The organism is Shewanella aegiceratis (assembly GCF_019457495.1).
Lineage (GTDB): Bacteria > Pseudomonadota > Gammaproteobacteria > Enterobacterales > Shewanellaceae > Shewanella > Shewanella loihica.
In genome coordinates this window covers 2,920,769-2,932,663 of sequence record NZ_CP080416.1, presented here as the reverse complement: position 1 = coordinate 2,932,663, position 11,895 = coordinate 2,920,769, and the positions used below count along the sequence as shown (strand labels likewise).

The following is an 11,895-nucleotide window of genomic DNA, read 5'->3' as shown; positions in this document are numbered from 1 at the left end:
AATGAAACAGTTTTGCGATTTTTGTTCTTATTTTAGCGTTCACTGTTCTACAGTAAAAACAAAGGGAGGCGAGTGCCTCCCTTCTAGGTAGATGTCGACCCACTAACCTTGAGAGTTAGTGGGTCAAACCTACTAGTGACCGTGCAGTTCCATCACCTTTTCAGGTGTGTGACAGGTCTTACAGGTTTCTGCTGCGCGAGTACGTACGTCATCGGCATCAACACCGTCTAAGATACCGCCGTTGGTCTCGATGTGAGACTTGGCTGCATCGCTCAGGTATTTCTGGTGACAGCTCATACAAGCACCTGCATCGGAAGATACCCAGATGTCTTCACCTGTTAGCAGGTTGCCATAGCGCCATGTACGTTCAGGAGCGCGGCCCAGTTCGATACCGCCGTCTGTGTGACAGGTCATACAGTCGGTTTTCACAACAGTGCTAGAACCTACGCCAGCATACTTGAGGAAGTGACCCTCAGCTTCGTGCGCCTTGTAGGCGTAGCTGGTTGGTTTCTTCGCATTTGGATACTGCTCGCTGGCGTTAGCCTTAGTGGTCTTGTCAGAGGTATGGCAAGTCTGACAGTTGTAACCATTGTTGTAGTGATGGTTTTCCTGGTTGTGACAGCCCTGACACTTGGTTGGGTCAATGATGTCACGACGCTCGGCAGGTGTTGCGCTGTCGTCGATGGCGCCATCTTTCCAGACGAAGTGCATCGCTTCTTGTTTAGCTTCTACCTTACGTACGCCTTCGGTCGCACAGGCGGTAGGCTTAATCTCGGCAACGCCATAGCCACCGTTGTTAAAGCAGACTTTCAGCGCTGACCAGAGCTCGAAGGTCTTGCCGTTGGCATCGGCAGGTAGATCAAACTTAGTACCGGTTAGGGTGTAAGTCTTAGTCTCGGCGTTGTAAACCCCTTCTTCTAGGGCGATACGACGATTGCTATAAGAGGCATCGCTGTAGGCAGGGAAGTCTTTGTCGATATCCCAGGCCACAACCACACGAGATTTTGGATCTAATAGCTCGCCATCCAGGGCGGCGCCATCGGCACCCAGTACCTGTACGTCGAAGACGAACTTACCATTAGCATCAACACCTATGTTGCTGAACTTAACGCTCATCGCCTCGGCATCTTGGTAGGCTTTCAGTACGTCGCCATGACGCTTGAAGGCGCTACCTGTGCCGCCGTATGGTTCGGTGCTGTTGTGACAGGCCATACAGTCTGTGCTGCTGTGGTGAGAAGATGGTTTCTCGCTGTGACAGGCGATACAGGCTGTGTTGCTCAAGTCTGCCTTGTAAAGGTCGGCATTTGCCGGTGCATTGCTGCCCTCGACGTGACAGGCGCTACAATCGGCCGCTGGTTTTTGTGGGAACATCACCTTGCCGTAGTCATGTACGCCGCCGCCATAGCCGATCACCTTGTAAGGTGCTGGCACCTGGTTGCCGTCGGCATCATAGGTGTGACGTTCTTCACCACGGTGAATGGCGTGGATCATGTAAGTGAAGTCGACGCTGTTGCCGGTTTCTGGATCGCCAGAGGTGGCGGTGTGGCAAGAGGCGCAGTTTTCGATGTTGATACGACGGCCACCGTGCAGCGCCAGACTCTCTGGCTGGTGACAGGTGTAACAGGTTTCGATAGCAACCACGTTGCGGGTTTGAATGCCTTCGGTCGCGCCACTAGAAGGTTGAAAATCATAGTTGGCGTTAGCCGTAACGCTAGGTTGTTCCAGTTCGAGCGTAATACGCTGAGTCGCATCGGCGTCATAGGTCACAGTGACAGGTGAGGTGACGTTGGCAATGTTGGTCTGGAAGGTATAGGTGTAGCTACCATCTTCGTTGTCGACCAAGCAGTCGTCGCACTTGGCGGCCTGCTCTACGTTGGCTTGGAACTGGTTAGACGGATTGATGTCGGTATCGCCCTCAGGTACCCAGTCTGGGTTAGGCGCTTTCTCGCTATTGATGTAGGCCTGCCATTGGAAGCCGCGATCGGCGGTTTCGCCATCAGCTTTGGTTTCAACCACATGGGTCAGCTGCGCGACACCAAATCTCAGGTCGTGGTCTTTGGTGAGCCCAAGTACGGCAACGCCGTTTGCATCTTGAAGCTTGAAGTCGACCGTGACTTTACCTGCGTCGATTGTCGCATTGGTAAAGGTTGCCTGAAGGGTAGGTGTAGTGTCGATGTTGACACCAATGACGCCGTCCTTACCATCTTCGCCATCTTTACCGTCGCTGCCGCAACCGGATAAGGCGAGAGAGAGAAGTCCGGCACCTAATACAGCTTTTGTCGCTGCATTAACATTGAACTTTTTCATCATGATTATTCCCTGCAATAGTTTTAATCATCACTAATTGATTGTTCTTCAATAAAAACAAGCACTGAAATTGAGAACAGTATTTGTTTTGTCTACTGAAAACACCCGCTTAGTGTGTGGAATTAATTTCCACCTCTAAGGCTATCGAAATGGCAACTTTTTAGCAGGTGTTTCAGTCTGCTTATGTGATTGAGATCTGACTATTTCTTTAGAGGTAGGTAAAAAAATGCATTTTTGGTGAAATTTTCATTTTCACTTAAGAAAGTCAGCCAGTTAAATCACATCCTGTTAATTTGCTGTAGCCGAAAATGTGGCGCCTTTGGGGGTATGTAGACCCTGTGTTTCTTTGAGTTTGCTCCATGCGCACCCGTGGTCTTGCGGCAGATGGGAGCGAAAGTGGAACAGAAAGCGGCGATAAAAAAAGAGCGCCAGGCATGGCCTGACACTCTTAGCTTATTTTAAATGGGTCTTTAAAACAGTGGCGTCTGTTTTAGTTTTGCTTGTGCAGCTCGGCGACCTTCTCTGCGCTGTGGCAGGTGAGGCACGACTCGCTGTTTAGCATGGCCGCTTCATAGCTGCCGGCAACGACGCCGCCCATACTCTCGATGTGAGACTTGGCCGCATCTTTACCACCGCCGATCTCGTAGCTCGATGAGACGTGGCAAGAGGCGCACACACCGGCCTGTGGGCTGGAGTAGCTGGCATCGCCCTTGTTCCAGCGCATCGGTGTTGAGCGTGCATTCTCTAGACCGAAGTTGAGATCGCTGTGACAGGCAGAGCAGTTGGCGCTGCTGACCAGTTGATGCACATCGGCGCGGCCATGGGCCTTACCGAAGGTGCCGTGAACGCGCACCACTAGGCTGTTGTAGTCACCGGCTTCGTGACACTGGGCACAGGTGTGTACGTCGGCGTTGCGGTAGTGCGCCGCACCCTTACGGGCCACCATGTCGTTGTTGTGACAGCTTGCGCAGTTGTCATAGTCCACGGCGCTGGCACGCACTGCACCTGGTGTTCCATCAAGCTTAACGAACTCTGTCTTAGCCGCGTTGGCGCTTAACACGCCGGCGCAGTTGCCTTCGCCGTCAAGTTCAACCAAGGTGGAAGACTTGTTCTTAAAGCAGGTGCTAAAGCTTGAGGTGATCGCCAGATCGGCCCCATTGGCAATAACCTCGGCCAGTGAAGGTAGGCCATAGTTAGGCTTAGACGCATCGACGGTCACGGTATAGCTGCCATCAGGATTCGCGGTTGCACTACCACTGGTGCGCGCCGCCAGGTAGGCGTCAGGTTTAACCGCATCGACGGCGTTAACGTACACGGTAACGCGCGGTACATGTAGGCTGGTAACCGCCTCTTCACCCTTATTCAGGTTAAGGGTAAAGCTTAAGGTCGCGCTGGTTTCATCCCAGGCGATTTGGCTGTAGCTTGCACCGACTAAGATACCGGCCTGTGACGCGGCCTGGCTGCTGGCCTGCTCGTGGCCGGCGAAGTGACGGAAGGCGCCGCCGCGGGTAATGCCATCTTGGCTGCTGTGACAGGTGACACAACCTACCATGGTTGCGCCATCTTCACCCGGCGCCACCAGGCTGCTGCCCTTGTGGTATTCGCCATGACAGCTCTGACAGCTGGTCACATCTTTATCGCCAAACCAGGCGAGGGCGTGAGCGGTCAGGCCTTCGGGCAGCGTTTCTTCTGTGGTGGTGTAGCTTACGTGACAGCTTTGACAGTTGGCTGTCGAGGCCGGGAAGTTAAGCTCGGCCTTAGGATTGCCTTCGCTATCGAGCGCCGCACCATCAAACTCATAGGTAAAGGCTGGGTTGTTGGCATTGGCGATAACCGAGTTGAACTTGGCCAGCTCGCGGCGATCACCCTCTGTGATGCCTGTGTGCACGGCGTGAACCAGTCCCTTGATGGAGCCATCAAAGTTAAATTCGACCGTGTTGCCTTCGCCATCGATACCTGAGCCGCTGTACTGTGTATAGTCTGTGTGGCAGAAACCACAGCCGTCGGCGGTATTACCATAGTTGCCGTGGCGGATATGATCCTGACCTACGTGACAGCTGATACAGGTATCCATCTCCAGCACTTTCTTAGGCGAAGAGACTGACTGCTCGGTCAAAGGATCCCAGTAGTAGGCTTCGACATTCTTTAGCTTGTTCTGTCCCACACCATAGGTGATCAGGTAGATACCATTGATACGGTTGGCATCATAGTCGTAGTCCAGGCCATTGGTGTCTATGATCTCTGGCGCCGTAACCCTATAACGGCCTTCGCCTAGGTAGCTCAGGCAGCTCAGTCCTTCCGGGCAGTCACGAGTTGGACGCCAGTTGTTGGTGCCCGTCATAGGTACGCCGTTCTTGCTGGCGTTGCGGTAAGAGAGCCAGATCTCCTCGTCGCCATCGGCGCGGCCGGTGACCTGGGTGCCATCTTCCAGGCTGTAGGGTGTGAATGCCTCGCTGCGTGTGCCCATACGACCGAAGGCGATGCGTAGTGGGTCGGTGAGCGCCTCTAATCCTGTGACGGCGACGCCATTAGGATTGGTCAGGCTAAATTCGAAGCTTAGGGTCTTGGCCGCCGCGTCATAGCTGGCGCTTTCTATCTTTGTTTGGACCGCAGTCGCGCTGTTGATATCGACCGCGATTTCACCAGGCTTGCCATCTTCACCATCTTTTCCATCGCTGCCGCCACAGCCGACCAGCGCCAGAGACAAGGCTCCGACACCGAATGCTGCTTTGACTGCGGTACTGATTGAATACCGTTTCATCATTTTTCCCCTGCATGAGAATGAGAGTGATCTCAATTTTTTCTTTTTTGGTATGAACAAGGTGGCCAGAGTTATTGCTATTGCCTCAACAACTTGGCGGCACCTTAGGGGCCATATTACTTAAAAGGGGGTAGGTGCAACGGCCCACTTGGCGCAAACGTGAAGCGGATCCATTAAGCTTGGTGGAAATTGATAAACTTGTTAAATCTATTGTTTTACAGTGGCTTACAAATATCGAGTAGGGGCGTTTTCTCTTGGGAGGCCTAAAAATAAGCCTTTTCTTAAATAAAGCTTAATCGGCAGGGGATTTTTTCACCGCAGTTTTGATCTAACGCAAGCATAGGCGCTGGGAAACCGATCCATTTTGCCGATGAAATTCCCGGGTTTGTGGGCCTGATGTTATTATTTTGTGAAATATGCGACTGAGTGGCGCGGCATATGGCGTTATGCATTGATGGCATGCATAGGTGTAGGGCGATAAAAAAGGAGGCTGCAGCCTCCTTTTATCCAGTGTTTCGCTCACCATCTTTTATAGTAGCGATGCTACTCTAGGTGAATGCCTAACAGCTGAGTCGGCGTATGGCAGGTGGCGCAGGTCTCTGCCGCCCGGGCGCGCACATCGTCTGCGTCCATACCGTCTAAGATACCGCCGTTGGCCTGGATATGGGCCGCACCAGAATCCTTAAGGTATTTCTGGTGGCAACTCAGGCAGGCGCCGGCATCGGATGAGACCCAGATATCGATGCCTGTGGTGGTATCGCCATAGCGCCAGACGCGATCGCTTGCGCGGCCAAGTGTGATGCCATCATCGGTATGACAGGTGAGGCAGTCTGTCTTGAGCACTGTGCCCGACTGCACGCCGGCATACTTGAGATAGTGACCCTCTGCCTCGTGGGCCTTAAAGGCGAAGCTGGTGGGGCGACGTCCGCCCGGATAGCTGTCGTCGCCGCTGGTAGTCTTGTCTGAGGTATGACAGGTCTGACAGTTATAACCATTGTTGTAATGGTGATTCTCCTGGTTGTGACAGGTCTGACACTTGCTGGTATCGACGATGGTGCGGCGCATGGCCACCTGGCCATCTTCGGCAACGCCTGTGCCGGACCAGACGAAGCGATAGGGCGCCTCTTTAACGGCTACCGAGCGGGTATCATCGCTACAGGCGGTCATCACCACATCGGCAACGCCATAGCCGCCGTGGTTGAAGCAGACCTCAATGGCAGACCAGAGCTCGAAGGTCTTGCCCGCTGCATCCATTGGCATGTCGAAGCTGCTGGCCACTATGGTGAAGGTCTTGTTGGCATCGTCATAGGTGCCTTGGGACAGTCTGAAGCGACGATTGCTGTATGAGGCATCCGTGTAGGCCGGGTAGTCCTTGTCCACATCCCAGGCGACCACGACGCGGGTGCCAAGCTCGATAAATTCGCTGGCTACCGGATTACCGGCAGAGTCGGTTACCTGGAGATCAAATTTCAGCTTGCCGTCGCCATCCAGGCCTATGTTGCTGAAACTGACGCCCATGGCCTGGGCCAGCGAGTAGGCCTTTAGCACGTCGCCATGGCGCTTCTCGGCGTTGCCTGTGCCCGGATAGGTATCCGTGGCGTTGTGGCAGGCGACGCAGTTGGTGCTTGAGTGATTCTGCGATGGTTTCTCGGTGTGACAGCTGATACAGGCGACGCTGGAGTTATCTGCCTTAAACAGGGCGGCGTCGCTTGGGGCGCCGTCGCCCTCTTTGTGACAGGCGGCGCAGTTGGCTGCTGGCTTCTGCGGGAACATCACCTTGCCATAGTCGTGCAGGCTGCCGCCAAAGCCCACTATCTTATAGGGGGCGGGTACAATCCCTTCAGGCGTGCTGGTGACCCTGTCCTGACCCTTGTGGATGGCATGGATCAGATAGGTAAATTCGATGCTGTTGCCGCTCTCGGGATCGCCTGAGGTCGCGGTATGACAGCTGGCGCAATTCTCGAGGCTGATGCGGCGGCCACCGTGCAGGGCTAGGCTCTCCTCCTGGTGGCAGTTAAGGCAGGTCTCCTTACTCACTACATTACGGGTTTGAATGCCGTCGGTCGACCCCGAAGAGGGCTGCCAGTCATGGTGGGCGTTGGCGGTCGCCTGGGGTAGCTTCAGCTCCAGGGTGACCCTGTGGGTGTTATCGCCATTGTAGGTGATGGCCAAAGGCTCTGTGACATTGGCGATGTTTTGCTGAAATTTATAGGTGTAGCTGCCATCGAGGTTATCTGTCAGGCAGTCTTCGCAGGCACTGGCCGCCTCGACATTGGCCTGATATTGAGGCGAGGGGTTAAGGCCTGAGGTGTCATCTGGCAATGACCCCGGTTGTCTTAGGCTGTTGATGTAGGCCTGCCACTGGTAGCCGCGATCGAAGCTTTGGCCATCAATCGTCTCTGTTACCTGGGCCAGCTGGGCGATGCCGAATCTGAGATCATAGTCTTTGGTCAGGCCGAGTACGGCCACGCCGTTGGCATTTTCCAGTTTAAAGGTCACGCTGACCTGGCCATCTTCTACCGATGCCTGGGTAAACTGGGCCATCACGCTTGGGGTATCAGTGATGCTGACCCCTATTACCCCGTCGGGGCCGTCTTTACCATCCTTACCGTCGCTACCACAGCCCAGTAGCAGCGCGCTGCAACTCAGGGCGATGAGGCTCCATTGATTCACCTTCTTCTTCATATCCATCATAGTGCCTTCCATTTCAGTCAATCTCTCAATGCGTTGTCGAATCGGCGCCAGTGGCCTGGCGCCTTGTCCGGTTTATTTGATGGGATGCACGCTCAGCACATCGGCATCGGCGCCTTGTCGGTGACAGGTGCTGCAGCTCTCGGTGCCTGCGGTGGCATCGGACAGGGTGCCGCTGAATACTGCGCCTTGCTGGATCATATGGTTCTTGTTGGTCTCGCTGCTGTGGCAGTCGCTACAGATGGCGGCCGTCGGGCTGGTATAGCTGCCATCGTCTATGGCCAGCGGTTTCACACCGGGATCCAGCGGCAGGGCGACCGAGAGCACGCCATCTCTGTCGGCGTGACACTGGGCGCAGTTACCTATGTTGCCCGGGTAGTTGATCCCTTCGAAACCGACGCGCTGGCCGCTATGAATGCCGTGGATAAGATGCTTGAAGTCCGCCGTGGTGAGGGACGGATTGTCCGCAGCCTCGGCCTGCATGTTGGGGTTGTGACATAGCTGACACTGACCCTCAAGATCGTTGCGCGAACCGTGGAAATTCAGCTGTTGATCCCCGTGGCAGCTACCGCAGGTGTCGTTGCTGACCACTACGCGGCGGCCGCTATCGCTTAAGGCCTCTGTGGCGAAGAAACGATGGCTGGATTTGATCACCACTTCGCTGTTGGCCTCATCACTACAGGCGCCCAGTACGCCGTTGGCGGCGCAGACTCTGCCTTGAATCGCTAGCGTGCCTTTATCCATCTCGCTACCAGCGGGGACCGTCAGCCCGGCTATCTGATAGTCGAAGCTGCCGTTGCTGCCGGAGATAGGCGCGGTTTCATGCACACGTATGGAGCGCGCCGAGCGGGTGGCATAGTCGAAGCTGGTGCCCCAGTTGGCGTAGACGCGAAGGTCGGAGACGAAATCGAGTTGGTCGGCGCTGGCTGTGTAGGGTTGACCCGTCGCAGGATTTTCCAGCGTTAGGGTGAATGAGACGGTATCGCCGCTGCGCATCGCTTTGGTGATCACTGGCTTAAATTGTGCCAATGCCTGGGCGTTGCCGCCGTCGTTGTGGACGCTGGCGGTCCAATCCGGGTTGTGACAGGCGACGCAGTTGGCGTTGTTGAGCTGCGCCGGATGGCCTTCACCCTTCTTGAAGTCGATATAGGTATGACAGGCGCCACAGGCCTCCATGGTGGGTACCCGTGCCCAGTTCATCTGCTCGCTTAGGGTCTCATCTTCGGCATGACAGGTCTGGCAGTTTGCCAGCGAGCCGGGGAAGCCGGTCAGATGTTTGCCGTGGATCATCTGCGGAAAGATGTTATCTGGATTGCTGACGCGATCGGCATTGTGACAGGTCACGCAGGTCTCAATCTGGTTATAGTTACCGCGATGAAAGGCCAGATCGCTGTGACAGCTGTTGCAGGTTTCTATCTTGATCAGGTTACGTGTGTAAACCGGATCGCTGCTGGCGCCGTCTTTGTCACCCTGCCAGTCGAAGTGCTGGTTGGTGATGGGCAGGCTGGTGCCGTCGGCCAGGCTGTCGCCGCCTAGCTTAACCACTATGCGCTGGGTGGCGCCGGCCTGGTAGCCGACATCGTTCAAGCCGTCGAAGGCGGCGCTAAAGGTGTAGCTGTAGCGGCCATTCTTAAGATCCACATACTCCCCAGGGCAGCTGTCGTTGCAGCTCTCCGAGGTGAAGTATTGCCATTGGGAGGCGTTGCCCGCATTGGTGTAGCCCTGGGGCAGCAGCTGAGCGGCAATAAAGGTGGCGCTTGGGATCCCTACTACAGGTTCGTCATCCTGATTGGTGACGCGGTAGTTCACCGTGGCAACGCCTGATTGCATCTGCACGGGATCGAAGCTGACCACTAAGGTGTCGATCACCATGGCTGGTGGGCCGCCGGGCTCGCCAGGATTACCGGGTTTACCATCATCGCCGCCACAGGCGGAGAGTAGCGAAACTAGCCCAAACAGGGCGGCATAATGGAAAGTTTTGTTCATCTTCATCATCGCTTCCTTGGCATAGGGGGCGCCTGAGTTACAGCTGGTAACTCAGGGTCACTCCAAAGTAGTGGGCGTTGTAATCATGGCTGAGGTCACCGAAGGTCAACACGTTGGGGATGCTGTCTGGCATCAGGTTGTCGTTGGCCCAGTCGGCGTCTTGGTATTGCTCGAAGATCCAATCCAGCCGCAGCCCCAGGCTCTCGCTGAGATTAAAGTCGGCGAAGGCGTTGAGATTGTGCCGGGTGGCGTAATAGCTGCCGTATGGGCTGTGCAGACCCTGGCTGACCTCTGTGTCGCTCTGGCCGTCGCTATAGCTGTAGTTGAGGCCTAGTCGCAGACGGTTCTCCATCAGGGCGTTGTAATCGAACCCGGCACCGATAAGGGTCGCCTTATCCTTGGTGGTGGCAAACCAGTTGGGACTACCGAAGTTGTTGCTGCCCGCCTGATCGCTGTCGCGCCAATCCTGATTGACGAAGGCGCTGAGGTTAATCTGCTCATTCAGGGCATAGTTGGCGGAGAGATCATAACCCTGGCTATCGACTTGGGGCAGGCCTATCTGGGTGTCTGTGTAGTCATCCTGCATCAGGTGCAGGTTGAGCGTGGCGCTGAGTGCCTCGCCGCTAAAGCTGGTGTAGAGGCCATAGCGCTGGCGCTCACGATCGGCCAGATAGCTGCGCCTTAACAGCTGGTTGTTGGGGCGATTGCTGACGCTCGATCCCAGATATTCGCTGCCGCCGCGATCCTCAAACTCGGCCTTGAGCCAGGCCTGCCATTGGGAGGAGAGCCGATAGTGGAGCTTGGCCGTAACATCTGATGTCTGCAGGCTGTCGCGGTCGAGGGCGTTGTAGTTGTTGTGCTCATACTGGTATTGCAGATCCAGATAGAGGCTGCGGGTAAAGCGGTACTTGGCTCCCAGATTCGCCTGTTGACGGGTTCGGTCATAGGCCTGATTAACCTTATCGCCGCTGTAGTAGCTGTCGGTAATGATCTGCGGGTAACTCATTATCTCAGACTTGTTGTCGCGATCGCGATAATCGTAGCCGGCCCTAAGGCTGAGCTCTGGGGTGAGACGCCCGAGATACTTAAGCTTCATCTCCAGCAGATCTACCTGGCCGTCGAGATTGGTCGCAGGCAGCATGGGGGAAGGGCCGTTGATGGTGGCCGGCAGATACGCCTGATCTTGGGTCATGCGGCTAAAACCCAGATGCATCAGCACCTGCTGACCCGGGGCGGAGAATTGGCTGTGGGCCGCGACGCGATAGGCCTTGTTATCGGGCGCTACAGCGCTCTGGCCATAATAGGCGGCGCCGAAGGTGGGGCTGAAGGCCGATTGCCAGTGCAGGGCATTGATATCGTTCTTGTAATGACTGAGCTCGGCATCTATGCCAGTCAGCCACTGATCGCCACGAAAGTAGAGTTTGCCTTCGATGCGATCGCTCTTGTCGTCGACGCGCTCGGCCAGCATGGTGCTGTTGGTGAGCAGATTGGCGCTGGCGCGGCGATTGCCCTGCCGTTGCTCATGTTGATAGCCGAGGCTTGCCTCGTAGAAGCTGCCGGTATAGGCTGCGTCGAGACGGTAGCGGTCACGGGTGATCTTAAGCTCACTCGCCATAAGGCTATCGTTTAGGCTGCTCATCTGATCGGTTGTGGCGGCGCTCTGCCATTGGCTGGGGAGCTGCCAACTAGCGGCCGTTAGTCGATAGGGGGTTAGCGCCGCGTTATTGTCGAAGCGGGCAAAGCCTCGATAGCTGGCGGCAATCTCGTACTGACCCTTGCGCCCTGTGGTTAGGCTGGCCGAGCCGGCGTCATAGCCTAGGCGGTCTGCCTTAAATTGGGTCTGGTAGCCAGAGGCTTTCTTGTGGGTTAGATCTGCCTCTAGGCTCGCCACGGCACCATCTGTGTCTGTGCCCGTGGTGTTACCAAAACGGCTATCGCCGCCGTCGTTATAGGCGACGCCGACGCCTATCTCGCCAGTGGTTGCATCTTTGACCTCACAGCGTTGGCATTTCCAGGCATCCATCTTCACCTTGCTGCGATTGGCGGAGGATAGATCGTAGCCCTGGGCCGATGCCAGGCTGCTGAGGATTGAGAGGGTCAGCAGGCTGAGTGGCCAAGCGCGTGTTTGAGTCCCTTTAAGTCTGTTCATC

General features: G+C 55.7%; 5 protein-coding genes. All 5 read right to left on the bottom strand.

All coding sequences use genetic code 11. The features are described from left to right. Nucleotides 1–132 precede the first annotated feature (132 nt). Nucleotides 133–2,310, bottom strand: coding sequence for an OmcA/MtrC family decaheme c-type cytochrome (locus K0H80_RS12895; RefSeq protein ID WP_220071833.1), 2,178 nt, complete (start codon nt 2,308–2,310; stop codon nt 133–135). A 487-nt stretch (nt 2,311–2,797) separates the two neighbouring features. Then, nucleotides 2,798–5,071, bottom strand: coding sequence for a multiheme c-type cytochrome (locus tag K0H80_RS12890; RefSeq protein WP_220071832.1), 2,274 nt, complete (start codon nt 5,069–5,071; stop codon nt 2,798–2,800). A gap of 540 nt (nt 5,072–5,611) precedes the next feature. Next, nucleotides 5,612–7,759, bottom strand: a complete 2,148-nt coding sequence (locus K0H80_RS12885; protein WP_220073981.1) for an OmcA/MtrC family decaheme c-type cytochrome — start codon at nt 7,757–7,759, stop codon at nt 5,612–5,614. A gap of 75 nt (nt 7,760–7,834) precedes the next feature. Next, on the bottom strand, nt 7,835–9,745 hold the full coding sequence (locus tag K0H80_RS12880; protein WP_220071831.1) for an OmcA/MtrC family decaheme c-type cytochrome: 1,911 nt from the start codon (nt 9,743–9,745) through the stop codon (nt 7,835–7,837). 37 nt (nt 9,746–9,782) lie between these two features. Beyond that, the gene (locus K0H80_RS12875) at nt 9,783–11,894 is read right to left on the bottom strand and encodes an MtrB/PioB family decaheme-associated outer membrane protein (protein WP_220071830.1); all 2,112 of its coding nucleotides are present in this window, start codon (nt 11,892–11,894) and stop codon (nt 9,783–9,785) included. Between the last annotated feature and the right edge of the window lies 1 nt (nt 11,895).

Excerpts from the sequence above, each read along its gene's own strand:
- K0H80_RS12895 (WP_220071833.1), bottom strand. The coding sequence starts at position 2,310 with ATGATGAAAAAGTTCAATGTTAATGCAGCGACAAAAGCTGTATTAGGT.
- K0H80_RS12890 (WP_220071832.1), bottom strand. The coding sequence starts at position 5,071 with ATGATGAAACGGTATTCAATCAGTACCGCAGTCAAAGCAGCATTCGGT.
- K0H80_RS12885 (WP_220073981.1), bottom strand. The coding sequence starts at position 7,759 with ATGGATATGAAGAAGAAGGTGAATCAATGGAGCCTCATCGCCCTGAGT.
- K0H80_RS12880 (WP_220071831.1), bottom strand. The coding sequence starts at position 9,745 with ATGAACAAAACTTTCCATTATGCCGCCCTGTTTGGGCTAGTTTCGCTA.
- K0H80_RS12875 (WP_220071830.1), bottom strand. The coding sequence starts at position 11,894 with ATGAACAGACTTAAAGGGACTCAAACACGCGCTTGGCCACTCAGCCTG.